Annotated in this window: 14 protein-coding genes; 10 read left to right on the top strand and 4 right to left on the bottom strand. The window is 72.6% G+C overall.

Annotation, left to right across the window (positions count from 1 at the left end; all coding sequences use genetic code 11):
- Positions 1-21: 21 nt before the first annotated feature.
- Positions 22-3,063 (bottom strand): BTAD domain-containing putative transcriptional regulator, encoded by a 3,042-nt coding sequence (locus tag ACFWZ5_RS09950; RefSeq protein WP_384803270.1) that lies wholly within the window; start codon positions 3,061-3,063, stop codon positions 22-24.
- A 118-nt stretch (positions 3,064-3,181) separates the two neighbouring features.
- A complete protein-coding gene (gene rpmB / locus ACFWZ5_RS09945) occupies positions 3,182-3,367 on the bottom strand; it encodes a 50S ribosomal protein L28 (protein WP_030195073.1) in 186 nt (61 codons plus the stop codon).
- A 256-nt stretch (positions 3,368-3,623) separates the two neighbouring features.
- Between rpmB and ACFWZ5_RS09940 the strand changes: the two genes are divergently transcribed.
- From ACFWZ5_RS09940 to mutM, 9 genes are all read left to right on the top strand, one after another.
- Positions 3,624-5,330, top strand: coding sequence for a DAK2 domain-containing protein (locus ACFWZ5_RS09940; RefSeq protein WP_384796390.1), 1,707 nt, complete (start codon positions 3,624-3,626; stop codon positions 5,328-5,330).
- Positions 5,331-5,470: 140 nt separating this feature from the next.
- Positions 5,471-8,701, top strand: a complete 3,231-nt coding sequence (locus tag ACFWZ5_RS09935; protein ID WP_384796388.1) for a helicase-related protein — start codon at positions 5,471-5,473, stop codon at positions 8,699-8,701.
- A gap of 141 nt (positions 8,702-8,842) precedes the next feature.
- Entirely contained in the window at positions 8,843-9,436 is a 594-nt protein-coding gene (gene rsmD, locus ACFWZ5_RS09930; protein ID WP_384796386.1) for a 16S rRNA (guanine(966)-N(2))-methyltransferase RsmD, read from the top strand.
- Between the two features lie 26 nt (positions 9,437-9,462).
- Positions 9,463-9,942 (top strand): pantetheine-phosphate adenylyltransferase, encoded by a 480-nt coding sequence (gene coaD, locus ACFWZ5_RS09925; RefSeq protein ID WP_384796395.1) that lies wholly within the window; start codon positions 9,463-9,465, stop codon positions 9,940-9,942.
- 60 nt (positions 9,943-10,002) lie between these two features.
- Positions 10,003-11,106 carry a cell division initiation protein gene (locus ACFWZ5_RS09920; RefSeq protein WP_384796384.1) on the top strand — a complete coding sequence of 368 codons (1,104 nt, stop codon included), beginning with the start codon at positions 10,003-10,005 and terminating at the stop codon, positions 11,104-11,106.
- Between the two features lie 143 nt (positions 11,107-11,249).
- On the top strand, positions 11,250-11,927 hold the full coding sequence (locus ACFWZ5_RS09915) for a YceD family protein (protein ID WP_384890603.1): 678 nt from the start codon (positions 11,250-11,252) through the stop codon (positions 11,925-11,927).
- A gap of 2 nt (positions 11,928-11,929) precedes the next feature.
- On the top strand, positions 11,930-12,103 hold the full coding sequence (gene rpmF / locus ACFWZ5_RS09910) for a 50S ribosomal protein L32 (protein WP_030676011.1): 174 nt from the start codon (positions 11,930-11,932) through the stop codon (positions 12,101-12,103).
- Between the two features lie 7 nt (positions 12,104-12,110).
- Positions 12,111-12,911 (top strand): ribonuclease III, encoded by an 801-nt coding sequence (gene rnc / locus ACFWZ5_RS09905; protein ID WP_384796382.1) that lies wholly within the window; start codon positions 12,111-12,113, stop codon positions 12,909-12,911.
- A gap of 80 nt (positions 12,912-12,991) precedes the next feature.
- On the top strand, positions 12,992-13,858 hold the full coding sequence (mutM, locus tag ACFWZ5_RS09900; protein WP_384796380.1) for a bifunctional DNA-formamidopyrimidine glycosylase/DNA-(apurinic or apyrimidinic site) lyase: 867 nt from the start codon (positions 12,992-12,994) through the stop codon (positions 13,856-13,858).
- Here mutM and ACFWZ5_RS09895 read toward each other — a convergent pair.
- Entirely contained in the window at positions 13,825-14,238 is a 414-nt protein-coding gene (locus tag ACFWZ5_RS09895; protein WP_384796378.1) for a winged helix-turn-helix transcriptional regulator, read from the bottom strand. The genes mutM and ACFWZ5_RS09895 overlap by 34 nt on opposite strands.
- Before the next feature lie 135 nt (positions 14,239-14,373).
- Between ACFWZ5_RS09895 and ACFWZ5_RS09890 the strand changes: the two genes are divergently transcribed.
- Positions 14,374-14,973: an NAD(P)H-dependent oxidoreductase gene (locus tag ACFWZ5_RS09890; RefSeq protein ID WP_384796376.1), complete on the top strand. Its 600-nt coding sequence runs from the start codon at positions 14,374-14,376 to the stop codon at positions 14,971-14,973.
- A gap of 61 nt (positions 14,974-15,034) precedes the next feature.
- On the opposite strand, the gene ACFWZ5_RS09885 is transcribed toward ACFWZ5_RS09890, so the two are convergent.
- On the bottom strand, positions 15,035-16,159 hold the full coding sequence (locus ACFWZ5_RS09885; protein WP_384796374.1) for a CAP domain-containing protein: 1,125 nt from the start codon (positions 16,157-16,159) through the stop codon (positions 15,035-15,037).
- Positions 16,160-16,205 lie beyond the last annotated feature (46 nt).

Raw genomic sequence — 16,205 nt, 5'->3', positions numbered from 1 at the left:
GGGGCCCCGCTTACCGAGGGCTTACCGTCGGCTGACCGCCGCCTCCCGCGCCGCGCGCCCCTGCTCGAAGGCCGTCGCGTACGCCGCCGTGCCGAGCCGAAGCCGGACCGCGGCCACCAGCGGGGCGACATCGGGATCGTCGGCGATCAGCGTGCCCCGCAGACCGGCCGCCGCGCCCAGGAGCCGGGCGGCCTCCTCCGCGGTGCCCGAGACGGCCGCGAGGGCCTCGGCCGTCTCGGCCAGCTCTTCGGCGCTCATGGAGTCGAGGGCGAGCCCTCTGGCCTGCTCGAACCAGTCGGCCGCCTCGTCGGGCCGGTCCTCGGCGAGGGCCGTGCGCCCGAGTCCCACGAAGATCCGCGTCGTCTCGGTCACGCTGAACCAGTTGGCGGCGCACGCGTGCAGGGCCTCTTCGTAGAGACCGCGTGCGCGGACCGTGTCTCCGGAGAGGCGGGCCACGTCACCAAGTCCGCGCAGGGTGGTCGCCACCTTGTCCCGCAGGCCGATGGCGCGGGCCGGCTCCCCGGCCTGCCGGTAGTGCTCGGCCGCCGCCTCCAGGGCCCCCTGGTGCAGCAGGACCGTGGCGCGCTGGTACAGCAGGTCGCCGGTCTCCTCCGGGGCGGCCAGTTCCCGTACGTGGATCAGGCCCTCGTCGATCAGCTCCAGGGCGCGGTCCCGCTCGCCGCGCCAGTCGGCGAACATCGCGAGCGGGTCGAGGCAGTTGGCCATGCCCCAGCGGTCGCCGTTGTCCCGGAAGCCCGCGAGGGCCCGTGCGAAGGACGCCTCCGCGGCGCCGGTCCGCCCCGCGAACAGGTCTTGGAACCCGCTGCCCAGGTCCAGCAGCGCCTGCCCCCAGGAGTCGCCGCCGATCTGCACCCGCACCTGCTCCTCCACGGCCGTGCGCGGACCGCCCGCCAGCGACCACAGCACGATCACGAAGGGCAGCCTGAGCGGGCCCTCCAGGGAGGTCAGCAGCGCGTCCACGCGGTCGAGCCGGTCCGCCTCACCCGGGTCGTCGCCCTCGCCCGAGACCGTGTTGATCAGACACAGGGCGTACTCCTCCACCAGGCCGTCCGGAGCGTCGTCCCCCACGGCCGCGAGCAGGTCGGCGGCGAGGCGGACCCGCTCCCCGTACAGGCCGCGCAGCCGCCAGTACCAGGACAGGGCGGCCATCAGACGCAGGCCCGCGCGCGGATCGGTGCGCGTGAGGCGGCGCAGGGCCGCGTCCAGGTTGCCGTGGTCGGCGGCGAGGTGGGCGAGCCAGGGCAGCTGCCCGCCCCCGTGCAGGAGCGGGGCGCCCTGTTCGGCGAAGCGCAGGAAGTACGCGGCGTGCGCTTCCTTCAGCCGGTCCTCCTCGCCCGCCTCGGCGAGCCGCCCCGCACAGAAGGCGCGGATGGTCTCCAGCATCCGGTAGCGCCCGTCGGCCGCCTCCACGAACGACTTCTCCACCAGCGAGGCAAGCACGTCCTCCGGATACGGCACCGCGCACACCGCCTCGACCGCGTCGAGCGTCGCCCCCGCCGGGAACACGGTCAGGCGCCGCGCAAGCTCCCGCTCCTCGTCGTCAAGCAGCTCCCAGCTCCACTCGACGACCGCGTGCAGGGTCCGGTGCCGCGGCGCCTTCGTGCGGTCCCCGCGCGACAGGAGCCGGAAGCGGTCGTCCAGGCGCGCGGCAAGCTCGTCGAGGGTGAGGGTGCGCAGGCGGGCCGCCGCCAGCTCGATGGCGAGCGGCAGGCCGTCGAGGGCGGCGCAGACCGCGTCGACGAGACCGTCGGCCGCCACGCGCGCGTGGGGCGCGAAGTCCGGTCGTACGGCGCTCGCCCGCTCCACGAAGAGCCGTGCCGCGGGCCCGGCCGCGAGCGGCGGCACCGGGCACAGCACCTCACCGGTGATGCCGAGCGCCTCCCTGCTGGTGGCCAGGACGCGCACCCCGGGGCAGGCGCCCAGCAGCAGCGCGGCGGTGCGGGCCGCGTCGTCGACCACGTGCTCGCAGTTGTCCAGGACGAGCAGCAGTTCGCGGCCCTCCAGAGCGGAGAGCAGCCTCTCCGTAGGGTCGCCCCCGCGCGTGTGGAAGCCGTCCCGCACTCCAAGGGCGCCGAGTATCGCGTACGTCACCTGGGAGCCGTCGGCGAGCGGTGCCAGCTCCACGAAGCACACGTCTACGGAGGCGGCCCCTTCCTGTGCCGCCTCCACGGCGAGCCGGGTCTTGCCCGTGCCGCCAGGACCGGTGAGCGTCACAAGGCGGCCATCCGCGAGCAGCTCCCGGATGCGGGCCAGCTCCCGCTCGCGTCCCACGAGGGGCGTCAGCTGTGCCGGGACGCCCGGTCTGCGGGCCGGTTCCGCGCCCCGCAGCAGCTCCAGGTGGAGCGCGGAGAGCTCGGCCGACGGGTCGGCGCCGAGTTCCCGCGCGAGCGTGCCCCGCGCCTCCTCGAACACCGCGAGGGCCTCGGCCGCCCGGCCGCCCGCGTGCAGCGCCCGCATCAGCTGCCCGTACAGGCGCTCGCTCAGCGGCCGGGCCGCGAGCAGCTCGCGCAGCTCCGGTACGAGGTCGGGGCCGCCGCCCGTCGCGAGGTCGGCGTCGATCCGGTCCTGCACGGCGGCGGTCCTCAGCTCGTCGAGCCGGGTACCTGCCCCGTGCGCCCCGGGCAGGTCGGCGAGGGCGGGACCCCGCCACAGGGCGAGCGCGTCCCGCAGGAGCCCGGCGGCCCGTACGGGCTCCCCGGCGGCCAGGGCCTCGCGTCCTTCGCGGGCCAGGCGCTCGAAGCGGTGGGCGTCCACGTCGTCGGGGGAGACCGCGAAGCGGTAGCCGGTGGGGGTGGCCTCGATGGCCGCACCGCTGGGGCCCAGGCGCCTGCGCAGCCGGGAGACCTGGGACTGCAGCGCGTTCGCGGCGCCCGCGGGGGGCCGCTCGCCGTACAGGCCGTCGGTGAGGCGCTCGACGGAGACGGCGCGGCCCGCGTCCAGGAGGAGCAGGGTGAGCAGGGCACGGGGGCGCGGTCCGCCCGGGTCGACGGGTTCGTCACCGGGGGTGCGTATGTCCAGGGGGCCGAGGATGCCGAAGCGCATTCGCCCGATTCTGGCAGGGCGGTAGCGCGGGTGCGGGGCGGGCGCGGGCGCGCGAAAAAGCCGGTCCCCGAGGGGACCGGCTTTTTCGGTAACCGGCCAGGTGGCCGCGCAGACTACGTCAGCGCGAGACCTTGCCGGCCTTGATGCACGAGGTGCAGGCGTTGAGCCGCTTCGGCGTCCCGCCGACCACGGCACGCACGCGCTGGATGTTCGGGTTCCAGCGACGGGGCGTACGGCGGTGCGAGTGCGAGATGTTGTTGCCGAAGCCCGGCCCCTTGCCGCAGACGTCGCAGTTGGCAGCCACGGGTCACTCCAAAGACTTCAGATGCACTTACGGTTAAACCCGGCATGCCGGGATCAGTGCGATGATCTGGGTGGCGTTGCCAGGGGAACGGCCCGATGAGTATCGGGCAACCGGAGCAGCATACAACGACCGCTTCGGTAGAACGAAACTACCATGTCTCGCCCGGGGCCCGCCCCGGGCACCCCCTCCGCCCCAGGTCTACGCTGCCTCCCATCCCGGACGCCATCCGGCCGGACGCTATCTAGGAGGCGACCTGTTGCCGCAGAACCTCGACGCTGCCGCGGTCCGCGCCTGGAGCGCTCTCGCTCTGGACGCGCTGGGGCAGGCCCGCGAGGAGATCGACGCGATCAATGTCTATCCGGTCGCGGACGGGGACACCGGGACCAACCTCTATCTGACCCTCGAATCGGCCGCCCAGGCCGTGGACGCGGTGTTCACGGGCCTCGAACCGGCCGAGCCCTCGCTCGCCGAGACGGTGCGCGCGATGGCGCACGGGGCGCTGATCGGGGCCCGCGGCAACTCGGGGACGATCCTCGCGCAGCTCCTGCGGGGCATGGCCCAGGTCCTCGCGGCCGCCCCCGACGGTGACGAGCATCACGTCGACGGGGCGCGGCTCGCGCTCGCCCTCGCCCGGGCGGCCGACTCCGCGTACCAGGCGGTCGCGCACCCCGTGGAGGGCACGGTCCTCACGGTCGCCAAGGCCGCGGCCCACGCCGCCGGGGAGGCCGGGGACGACTGCGGCACGGTGGCGCGGGCCGCGTACGACGGCGCCTGCGCGGCGCTCGACGCCACCCCGGACCAGCTGGCCGCGCTCGGCAGGGCAGGCGTCGTGGACGCGGGCGGCCGGGGCCTGGTGGCGGTCCTTGCCGCGCTGGTGGGGGTTCTTTCCGGGGAGACCGTGGCGGCGCTGCCCGTACGGGGAGCCGAGACGAATCCCGCACCGGCCGCCACCGGGACCCCCACCGCTGGGACCCCCACCGCTGGGACCCCCGCTGCCGAGACCCCCGTCCCCCCGGAGTGCGCCGCCGCCGAGGGGTCGGGCCCCGCCTTCGAGGTGATCTACCTCCTGGAGGCCGACGACGCCGCCGTGGCCCGGCTGCGCACCCGCCTCGACGCGCTCGGCGACTCGCTCGTCGTCGTCGGGGGCGACGGGCTGTGGAACGTCCACGTCCATGTGGACGACGCGGGCGCGGCCGTCGAGGCGGGCGTCGAGGCGGGGCGGCCGTACCGCATCCGGATCACGCACTTCGGCGTCGGCGACGCCCACACCGTGCGCACCGCCAAGCCGCCGCGCGAGCGCGCCCAGCGCGGGATCGTCGCCGTGGTGCCGGGCGAGGGCCTCGCGGGTCTGTACGCCGAGGCGGGGGCGACCACCGTGCCCACGCGCGTGGGGGAGCCGCCCGCCAGCGGCGAGCTCGTCGAGGCGGTGCGCCGGGCCCACGCGCGCGAGGTGGTGCTGCTCCCGAACGACCCCGAGCTGCGCCACACCGCGGCGGCCGCCGCCGAACAGGCCCGCTCCGAAGGCGTACGCGTCGCCCTGATCCCCACGCGCTCGGCGGTCCAGGGCATCGCGGCGCTCGCCGTGCACGAGCCCGACCGCCGCTTCGACGAGGACGTCGTCGCGATGACGGCGGCGGCCGGCGCGACCCGGTACGCCGAACTGGCCGTCGCCGAGCGGCAGTCGTGGACGACCGCGGGCATCTGCCAGGCCGGGGACGTCCTCGGCCTGATCGACGGCGACGTCGCCGTGATCGGCCCGGAGGTGGAGCCCACGGCTGCGGCGGTCCTGGACCGCATGCTGGCCGCGGGCGGCGAAATGGTCACGCTGATCCTGGGCGAAGCCGTACCCGACCCGGTGGCGGCCCACCTGGAACAACACGTACGCGACGGCCACCTGGCCGTGGACACGGTCACCTACCGAGGCGGCCCCCAGTCCCCCCTCCTCCTGATCGGCGTGGAGTGACCCTTGGCCCTAAAAGCCCGTCCGGCGTTTGAGGACGAGGCGCGAAGCGCCGAAAGGCGGGGGAGAGGGGGCGCAGCCCCCATCCGAACGCGGGGCCGCTGGGGTGCAACCCCAGCGCATTGTCAGTCCCATAGTGTGCAATGGATCTCGTGCTAGCGCTTCAAGAACCGCTGAAGAACGCCCTCGGCCAAGCCACCGCCAAGGTGATGGCCGAGCACCTCGACCTGCACACGGTCGGGGACCTGCTCCACCACTACCCGCGGCGCTACGCCGAGCGCGGCGAGCTGACCCGCCTCGCGGACCTCCCGCTGGACGAGCACGTCACGGTCGTGGCGCAGGTCGCGAGCGCCCGCATCCTGAAGTTCAACGGCGGCCGCGGCCAGCGGCTCGAAGTCACCATCACGGACGGCAGCGGCCAGCTCCAGCTCGTCTTCTTCGGCCGCGGCATCCACAAGCCGCACAAGGACCTGCTGCCCGGCACCCGCGCGATGTTCGCGGGCAAGGTTTCCGTCTTCAACCGCAAGACCCAGCTCGCCCACCCGGCGTACGAGCTGCTGCGGGGCGACGGCGACGCGGCCGCCGAGGCCGTCGACTCCTGGGCCGGCGCCCTCATCCCGATCTATCCGGCCACCGCCAAGCTGGAGTCCTGGAAGATCGCCAAGTCCGTCGACGCGGTCCTGGACCGCGCCAAGGACGCCCAGGACCCGCTGCCGCCCTCCCTGCGCGAGGGCCGCGGCCTGATCCCGCTCCCCGAGGCCCTGCTGAAGATCCACCGCCCCCACGCGAAGGCGGACATCGCCGCCGCCCGCGACCGGCTGAAGTGGGACGAGGCGTTCGTGCTCCAGGTCGCCCTGGCCAGGCGCCGGTTCGCGGACGCCCAGCTGCCCGCGGTCGCCCGCAGGCCCCGCCCGGACGGCATCCTGGCCGCGTTCGACGCGAAGCTGCCCTTCACGCTCACGGACGGCCAGCGCAGGGTCTCCGACGAGATCTTCACGGACCTGGCGACGGAGCACCCGATGCACCGCCTCCTCCAGGGAGAGGTCGGCAGCGGAAAAGCGCAGCCCTTGGACTCACTGGTGCTGACGCCTACAGGCTTCCGGCGCATGGGTGACGTGAAGGTGGGGGACGCGGTCGTCGTGCCCTCCGGGGAGATCGCCGCGATCGAGGGCGTCTTCCCACAAGGGGAGCGCGATGTGTGGCGCGTCGTCCTCTCCGACGGGAGTTCCGTGGAGTGTGACGACGAGCATCTCTGGATCGTGGGCACGAGCGCCGCGTGGCACCGCGGCCAGCAGCCCGAGGTGATCACGGCGCGTGAGATTCGCCACGACCTGCTCAAGCCGGACGGGTCATCGAAGTGGTATCTCCCCGTAGCCACTCCCGTCGATCTGGGTGGCGATGCTCCCTTGCCGCTCGACCCGTATCTGCTGGGGCTGCTCCTCGGCGACGGCTCGTTCCGGCACAGTCTGCGGCTGTCCACAGTCGACGGTGAGATGCGCGATGCAGTAGCCCGCACCGTGGCACCGGAGTGTCGGCTGGTCCCTGTCGTCGGCTCGCGGTGCGACTTCACGATTCAGCTCGCCGAGCGTTCCGAAGGCGCGCGGAATCCGGTCGTCCAAGCGCTGCGAGACCTGGCGCTGTGGGGGGCGTCGTCCCATGAGAAGTTCGTCCCGGACGCCTTCAAGAACACATCGATCAAGAACCGCCTGGCACTTCTGCAGGGCCTCATGGACACGGACGGCACGATTCACGCCGACGGCATGAGCCCCTCCTACCGCAGTGCGTCCTTGAGGCTTGCCGAGGACGTCGCGTGGCTGGTGCGCTCGCTCGGCGGGCGGGCAAGGGTGCGGCCGAAGAAGTCCGCGTTCACCGTGTCGGTCGCGCTGCCCGAAGAGTTTCCGCCGTTCAGACTGGGTCGCAAGGCCGAACGCGCGTGTTCGCGGCCGAAGTACAACACGTTCCGGCGGGGCATCCGAGCGGTGGAGTACGTGGGACGGAAGCCGGTCCAGTGCATCAGCGTCGGCCATCCGAGCCACGCGTACGTCACTGACCACTTCACTGTCACCCACAACACCATGGTCGCCCTGCGCGCCATGCTCGCCGTCGTCGACGCGGGCGGGCAGGCCGCGATGCTCGCGCCCACCGAGGTCCTGGCCCAGCAGCACCACCGTTCGATCACGGAGATGATGGGGGAGCTCGCCGAGGGAGGCATGCTGGGCGGCGCCGAGCACGCCACGAAGGTCACGCTCCTGACCGGCTCCATGGGCGCCGCGGCCCGCCGCCAGGCCCTGCTCGACTTCGTGACCGGCGACTCCGGCATCGTCATCGGGACGCACGCGCTGATCGAGGACAAGGTCCAGTTCCACGACCTGGGCCTGGTCGTCGTCGACGAGCAGCACCGGTTCGGCGTGGAGCAGCGCGACGCCCTGCGCGGCAAGGGCCACTCCCAGGGCGAGAAGCGCACGCCGCACCTCCTGGTCATGACGGCAACACCCATCCCGCGCACGGTCGCGATGACGGTCTTCGGCGACCTGGAGACCTCCGTCCTCGACCAGCTCCCCGCGGGCCGCTCCCCGATCTCCAGCCATGTCGTCCCGGCACAGGACAAGCCGCACTTCCTCGCCCGCGCGTGGGACCGCGTCCGCGAGGAGGTGGAGAACGGCCACCAGGCGTACGTGGTCTGCCCCCGCATCGGCGACGAGGAGGACGACCCGAAGAAGGGCGCCAAGAAGAAGTCCGCCGAGGACGACGCCGAGAAGCGGCCCCCGCTCGCCGTCCTCGACGTCGCGGAGGAGCTCGCCCACGGCCCCCTCAGGGGCCTGAAGGTCGAGGTCCTGCACGGCCGCATGCAGCCCGACGACAAGGACGCGGTGATGCGCCGCTTCGCCGCGGGCGAGACCCACGTCCTGGTCGCCACGACGGTCATCGAGGTCGGGGTGAACGTTCCGAACGCGACCGCCATGGTGATCATGGACGCGGACCGCTTCGGCGTCTCCCAGCTGCACCAGCTCCGCGGCCGCGTGGGCCGAGGCTCCGCGCCCGGCCTGTGCCTGCTCGTCACCGACATGCCCGAGGCGAGCCCGGCCCGCGCCCGCCTCAGCGCGGTGGCGTCCACGCTCGACGGCTTCGAGCTCTCCCGCATCGACCTGGAGCAGCGCCGCGAGGGCGATGTGCTCGGCCAGGCCCAGTCCGGCGTCCGCTCGTCGCTGCGCATGCTCGCCGTCATCGACGACGAGGAGATCATCGCCGCGGCCCGCGAGGAGGCCACCGCCGTGGTCGCCGAGGACCCGGACCTGGAGCACCTGCCCGCACTGCGCAACGCCCTGGACGCCCTCCTGGACGCCGAGCGCGAGCAGTACCTGGACAAGGGCTGACGGGGGTGCACGACATATCGTGAAGGGAAACCCCGCCCCCGGGGCACACCCGACCCCCGGGGCACGCCCCACCCGCAGGGCGGGCCCCACCCGCAGGGCGGGCCCCCACCCTCACCCCAGCCGAAGGACGCAGAGACCCCTATGACCCGCGTGATCGCCGGTGTGGCCGGCGGACGCCGCCTCGCCGTCCCGCCGGGGAACGGCACCCGGCCCACATCGGACCGCGCCCGCGAGGGCCTGTTCTCCACCTGGCAGGCCTTCCAGGGCACCCTGGACGGCGCCCGCGTCCTCGACCTGTACGCGGGCTCCGGCGCCGTCGGCCTGGAGGCGCTGTCCCGGGGCGCCGGGCACGCCCTCCTGGTCGAGGCCGACGCCCGAGCGGTCCGCACCATCCGCGAGAACGTGACGTCCCTCGCCCTGCCGGGCGCCGAGGTCAGAGCGGGCAAAGCCGCCCAGATCATCCGTGAGGCGACCCCCGCGACCCCGTACGACCTGGTCTTTCTCGACCCGCCGTACGCCGTGAGCGACGACGATCTTCGGGAGATCCTGCTCACACTCCGCTCGGGAGGCTGGCTCACGGACGACGCGCTCGTCACCGTTGAACGCAGTACAAGAGGCGGCGCATTCGGCTGGCCGGACGGGTTCGAGGGACTGAGGTCCCGTCGCTACGGCGAGGGCACGTTTTGGTACGGTCGCGCCGCCTCTGCGTGCGACGAACCAGACATCGCGCCATGACCCAACCACAAAGCGAGGGACTTCCGTTGCGCCGCGCCGTTTGTCCGGGGTCGTTCGACCCCATCACCAATGGACACCTCGACATCATCGCCCGCGCCTCCAAGCTGTACGACGAGGTGTACGTCGCGGTGATGATCAACAAGTCGAAGAAGGGCCTCTTCGAGATCGACGAGCGGATCGACCTGATCCGCGACGTCACCGCCGAGTTCGGCAACGTGCACGTCGAGTCCTTCCACGGCCTGCTCGTGGACTTCTGCAAGCAGCGCGACATCCCGGCCATCGTCAAGGGCCTGCGCGCGGTCAGCGACTTCGACTACGAGCTGCAGATGGCCCAGATGAACAACGGCCTCTCCGGCGTCGAGACCCTGTTCGTGCCCACCAACCCCACCTACAGCTTCCTGTCCTCCTCGCTGGTCAAGGAGGTCGCGGCCTGGGGTGGCGACATCGCGCACCTCGTGCCCCCGCTCGTGCTCGAAGCCCTCAACAAGCGCCTCGGGAAAGGCTGATCAGGGGCTACAGTCGTCACGTCCGTCTCCCCAACCCCTGTAGAGAGTGGCGAGCCCGCGGTGGACGTGCAGAAGAAGATCGACGAGATCGTCGAGGCGGTCGGCAGCGCCAAGTCCATGCCCATGTCCGCCTCGTGCGTGGTCAACCGCACAGCCCTCCTGTCGATGCTCGAAGAGGTGCGCCAGGCCCTGCCGGGCTCCCTCGCCCAGGCCCAGGAGGTCATCGGCGGGCGTGAGCAGATGGTCGAGCGGGCCCGCCAGGAGGCGGAGCGCATCATCGAGAGCGCCCACGCCGAGCGCGGCTCGCTGATCTCCGACACCGAGGTCGCCCGCCGCTCCCAGAACGAGGCCGACCGCATCCTCACCGACGCCCGCACGGAGGCCGACGAGATCCGCGCCGAGGCGGACGACTACGTGGACAGCAAGCTGGCCAACTTCGAGGTCGTCCTCACCAAGACGCTCGGCTCCGTCGGCCGCGGCCGCGAAAAGCTGCTCGGCACGGGCCCGGGCGTGGACGAGCAGGGCTACGAGGACGAGGACGCCCCCGAGCGCAGCCACGACCCGGAGACGCTCCGCCGCGACGCCGACGCGTACGTCGACGCCAAGCTCGGCGCCTTCGAGGCCGTCCTCGCCAAGACCCTGGAGGCCGTCGGCCGCGGCCGCCAGAAGCTCCAGGGCAGGGCCGCCGCCGACGAGCTCGGTGAGCTCGGCGCGCCCACCGCCAAGGGCCACGCCTCGGACGCCGACTACCTCGCGGACCTCGCCGAGACCCCCGAGCCGCCCCGCCCCCAGACCCCTCCGCGGATCCCCGCCCAGGAGCCGTACGCCCCGCCGGCGCCCCAGCAGGACCCGTACGCCTACGACCGGCAGGACCCGTACGACCAGCAGCCCCAGCAGGACCAGTACGGCCGCCAGGACGCGTACGCCCAGCAGGACCCGTACGCCTATCAGCAGCCGTACGGCCAGCAGGACCCCTACGGCTACCAGCAGGACCCGTACGCGTACCAGCAGCAGGGCTACGACCCCGGCCGGACGCCGCCGCAGCCGCAGCACCAGCCCTACGGGCAGGGGACCTCCGCTCCCGCCGTGCTCGACGAGACCAGCCTCTTCGACACCACCATGATCAGCGCGGAGCAGCTGCGCCGGTACGAGCAGGGGCGCTAGCGCCGTTCCGGCCGGTGCTCGCGCACCGGATTGGGCCGTGAGCGAAAGGTCCAGTATCCTGGCTCTTCGGTCGCGCGTATGTCCGCGATCCGTGCTGCCCGCCGAAGCCGCAGATCCGAGGCGTCGAGGGGGCGGCCACCTTGTTGAACCCCCAGGATTCGAAAGCAGGAAAAGCCCTGAGCACGCGCCTCGACCACCGCAACCCCCTCGTGTTCGACACGCACGAGCTGGGTCGGCGTCCCGGTGCGCTGCAGCGGGTGACCCGCACCATCGACGCCCCCGGCGCCCCGTCGCCGTTCGGCATCGACGGTGTCGTGGGCGTGCCGGAAGGCGCGCCGGTCGATCTTGAGATCCGCCTGGAGTCGGTCATGGAAGGGGTGCTTGTCACAGGCACCGCCCGTGCATCGGCCGAGGGGGAGTGCGTAAGGTGTCTGGAGCCGCTCGAGCTCGAGCTCGACGCGGACTTCCAGGAGATGTTCTCGTACCCTGACGCCGACGACCGGGGCCGCACCGCGGAACCGGCCGACGACGCCGAGGAAGACGAGGACAGGCTCTTTCTTGAGGACGGCATGTTCGACCTCGAGCCCGTGCTGCGCGATGCGGTGGTGCTCGCACTGCCGATGCAGCCGGTGTGCCAGGACGACTGTGAAGGCCTGTGCTCCGAATGCGGAGTGCGGCTCGCGGACGACCCGGACCACCACCACGACGCCGTCGACATCCGTTGGGCGGCACTGCAGGGACTCGCCGAATCCGCCAAGGGCGGCGAGAAGGACGAGATGAGCGGCGCCGAAGCGGGCGTCGACGAGAAGCAGGAGAAGTAGCCGTGGCTGTTCCGAAGCGGAAGATGTCGCGCAGCAACACGCGCCACCGCCGGTCGCAGTGGAAGGCTGCGGTCACCCCCCTGGTTTCGTGTGAGCGTTGCCAGGAGCCGAAGCAGCAGCACATCGCGTGCCCGAGCTGCGGCACCTACAACAAGCGTCAGGTCCTCGAGGTCTGAGCGGCTGGTGAGAGGCGCTGTGTCTAGCCCAAAGAAGGCGGATGACGCCAAGATGCAGGCAGACAGCAACAACGCAGCCTCGTCCCACACGCTTCTGGAAGGGCGGCTCGGCTATCAGCTCGAGTCCGCCCTTCTGGTGCGTGCGCTCACCCACCGTTCGTACGCGTACGAGAACGGCGGCCTGCCGACGAACGAGCGCCTTGAGTTCCTCGGGGACTCCGTGCTCGGTCTCGTCGTCACGGACACGCTGTACCGCACCCACCCCGACCTGCCCGAAGGCCAGCTGGCCAAGCTGCGGGCCGCGGTGGTCAACTCGCGTGCGCTGGCGGAGGTGGGCCGCGGGCTCGATCTCGGCTCCTTCATCCGGCTCGGCCGGGGCGAAGAGGGCACGGGCGGCCGGGACAAGGCGTCGATCCTCGCTGACACCCTCGAAGCGGTGATCGGTGCGGTCTACCTGGACCGGGGACTCGAAGCGGCGAGCGAGCTGGTGCACCGGCTCTTCGACCCGCTGATCGAGAAGTCCTCGAACCTCGGGGCGGGCCTGGACTGGAAGACCAGCCTCCAGGAGCTCACCGCGACGGAGAGCCTCGGCGTGCCCGAGTACCTTGTCACGGAGAGCGGACCCGACCACGAGAAGACCTTCACTGCTGCCGCCCGCGTCGGAGGCGTCTCGTACGGCACCGGCACCGGCCGCAGCAAGAAGGAAGCGGAGCAGCAGGCCGCCGAGGCCGCGTGGCGGGCGATCCGCTCCGCGGCGGACGAGCGGGCCAAGGCCGAGGGTTCGGCTTCGGACGCGGCTTCCGCCTGACGTAGTGCTGTGCGCCCGCCCCGGCCGTTCTCCGGCCGGGGCGGGCGTTTCGTGTACCGCTCACCCCTCCGGAGGAGAACATGCCCGAGTTGCCCGAGGTCGAAGTCGTGCGGCGGGGGCTCGAGCGGTGGGTGGCCCAGCGGACCGTCGCCGATGTGGAGGTCCTGCACCCGCGCGCGGTGCGGCGCCACCTCGCCGGCGCCGATGACTTCGCGTACCGCCTCAAAGGACAGCGCATCGGGGCGCCGAGCCGCCGCGGCAAGTACCTGTGGCTGCCGGTCGAGGACACCGGCACCGCCGTGCTCGCGCACCTCGGGATGAGCGGGCAGCTCCTGGTCAAGACCCAGCAGGCCCCGGACGAGAAGCACCTGAGGATCCGGGTCCGCTTCGCCGACTCCGTGGGCACCGAGCTGCGCTTCGTCGACCAGCGGACCTTCGGCGGCCTCTCGCTGCACGACACGACTGAGGACGGGCTCCCCGACGTCATCGGGCACATCGCGCGCGACCCGCTGGACGAGCGGTTCGACGACGAGGCCTTCCACCAGGCCCTGCGCCGCAGCCGCAGCACCATCAAGCGGGCGCTCCTGAACCAGTCGCTGATCAGCGGCGTCGGCAACATCTACGCCGACGAGGCGCTGTGGCGCGCGGGCCTCCACTACGAGCGGCCGACCGCCACCTTCACCCGGCCCCGCACGGCCGAACTCCTCGGCCACGTACGGGACGTGATGAACGCGGCGCTCGCCGTCGGCGGCACCAGCTTCGACAGCCTCTACGTCAATGTGAACGGCGAGTCCGGGTACTTCGACCGCTCCCTGGACGCGTACGGCCGCGAGGACGAGCCGTGCCGCCGCTGCGGGACGGCGATCCGGCGGCGGCCCTGGATGAACCGCTCCAGCTACTTCTGCCCGCGCTGTCAGCGCCCGCCGCGGCTCTCGCGGTCGTCGTAGTCGCGCTGCGCCGCGAGCACGGCGTCCTGGCTTCCCTCCACGAAGTGGATGAGGGTCAGCAGGCGCTCGGCGATCTGCCCGCCGAGGGGGGTGAGCCGGTAGTCCACGCGCGGCGGGTTGGTGGGCTGCGCCTCGCGGTGCACCAGGCCGTCCCGCTCCAGGGCGTGCAGCGTCTGCGACAGCATCTTCTCGCTCACGCCGTCGACGCGACGGCGCAGTTCGTTGAACCGGAACGTGCCGTCGTGCAGCGCGCCGAGCGTCAGCGCGCCCCAGCGTCCGGTGACGTGCTCCAGCGTGGCCCGGGACGGGCAGCTGCGGGCGAACACGTTGTACGCCAGGTCGGTGTCCACGGCGTCCTCGGGGCGTGCGGGAGAGTCCATACCACCAGCGTACTCCGCCGCAGCGCTGTGCATGAGTTTGCGCTAACCAAAAGTTAGTGCTTTCCTTTTGTGCAGCGGCGAGCACCTGTGCTCCGTCGCCATGAGCGCACCTGCCCAGCAGAGGAGTACGTCCCCATGTCCAGCCCTGTCGTCGCCATCGCCTACCACTCCGGCTTCGGTCACACCCAGGTCGTCGCCGAGGCCGTCCAGGCCGGTGCCGCGGAAGCCGGCGCCACCACGCACCTGATCAAGGTCGACGAGATCACCGAGGCCCAGTGGGAGACCCTGGACGCGGCCGACGCGATCATCTTCGGCTCGCCCACCTACATGGGCACCGCGTCGGGCGCCTTCCACGTCTTCGCCGAGGCCACGTCCAAGCGCTGGTTCACCCGTGCCTGGCAGGACAAGCTCGCCGCGGGCTTCACCAACTCGGCCTCCAAGAGCGGCGACAAGCTGCACACCCTCCAGTACTTCCAGACGCTGGCCGCGCAGCAGGGCATGCACTGGGTGAACCTGGGTCTGTTCCCGGGCTGGAACTCCTCCGAGGGCTCCGAGAACGACCTCAACCGCCTGGGCTTCTTCTCCGGTGCCGCGGCCCAGACCAACTCCGACGAGGGCCCGGAAGCCGTGCACAAGGCGGACATCGCCACGGCCGAACACCTGGGCCGCCGCGTCACCGAGACCGCGCGCGTCCTCACCGCGGGCCGCGCGGCCACCGCCCCCGTCGCCGCCTGAACTCCACGGCAGCTGACGGCACAACAGCAGCCACCGGCAGGAAACAGCAGGTAACGGCAGGTCAGAAGCCGAAGTCCTGCGTCCACCACGGGCCGCCCGGCGCGAAGTGCGCACCGACGCCCAGGGTCTTGTAGTCGCAGTTGAGGATGTTGGCGCGGTGGCCGGGGCTGTTCAGCCACGCGTCCATGACGGACCGCGCGTCGGCCTGGCCGCGGGCGATGTTCTCCCCGCCCAGGTCCCGGATGCCGGCCTTCTCGGCGCGGTCCCACGGGGTCGCGCCGTCCGGGTCGGTGTGGGCGAAGAAGCCGCGGTCGGCCATGTCCGTGCTGAACTCCTCGGCGAGCGAGGCGAGTCCGTTGTCCGCGCGCACCGGCCGGCAGCCCGCCTTGGCGCGCTCCTGGTTCACCAGGGCGAGCACCTGGGCCTCCGGCGAGCTGTCACCGGCGGGCTGCTTCGGCGGCGCCGACGACTCCTCGGGCTTGTCGGGCGTACGGGGCGGGGCGGGCGTCTTCCCGTCCTTGCCCTTGCCCTTGTCCCTGCCCGGCTCCTTGTCCCCGGTGTCCCCGGTGTCCCCGGCGTCCTTGCCCTTGCCGGTGTCCGCCGCGTCGTCGGTGCCGTCCTGCCGCTTCGGCGGCTCGGACGACGGCTTGCGGGACGGCTTCGCGGACGGGTCGCCGCTGGACGTCGACGGTTCGGGGGCCGGGGTGTCCGCGCGGCCCGTGCCCGAGCCGCCGCCGGGAGCGGTCCGGTCGCGGTCGGCGGTGCCGGACGCGCCGCCCTGCGGGTCGAGGCCCGCCGGGGAGCTCGCCGAGCGGATGGCGCCCGCGTCGTCGCCCCCGCCCAGGGAGTAGTTGGAGCTGCCGGGCACGAGCCCGGAGGCGACCGCGACGGCACCCATGGCCACGGCCGCGGAGACGCCGAGCAGGCCGGTGCGCACGGGCGCGGCGGCCCGGCCCCTGCGCCGGTGCGACGCCGGGCGCGGGCGGCCCGCGCGCACGGAGGGCGGGCGGAGCTCGGGGTCGTAGAGCGAGTCGGCGTAGGAGGAGCCGGTGGAGGCGGTGGAGCCGGTGGGGGCGGTGGAGGCGTCGGCGTCGGCGGAGTCGGCGTACCGGGAGTCGGAGGGGCTCGCGTGCTCGGCTCGGCCGGTGGCGGCGCGGCCGGCGGCGGAGCGTCGGTGGCGTCCCATCTCCTGGCCTTTCGTCCAGACGCCCGGTCATGTTCCCCGGCGTCGT

It is taken from the genome of Streptomyces sp. NPDC059003 (assembly GCF_042740445.1).
Lineage (GTDB): Bacteria > Actinomycetota > Actinomycetes > Streptomycetales > Streptomycetaceae > Streptomyces.
The sequence above is the reverse complement of the archived record's forward strand: the minus strand, read 5'-3'. Positions and strand labels throughout refer to the sequence as shown.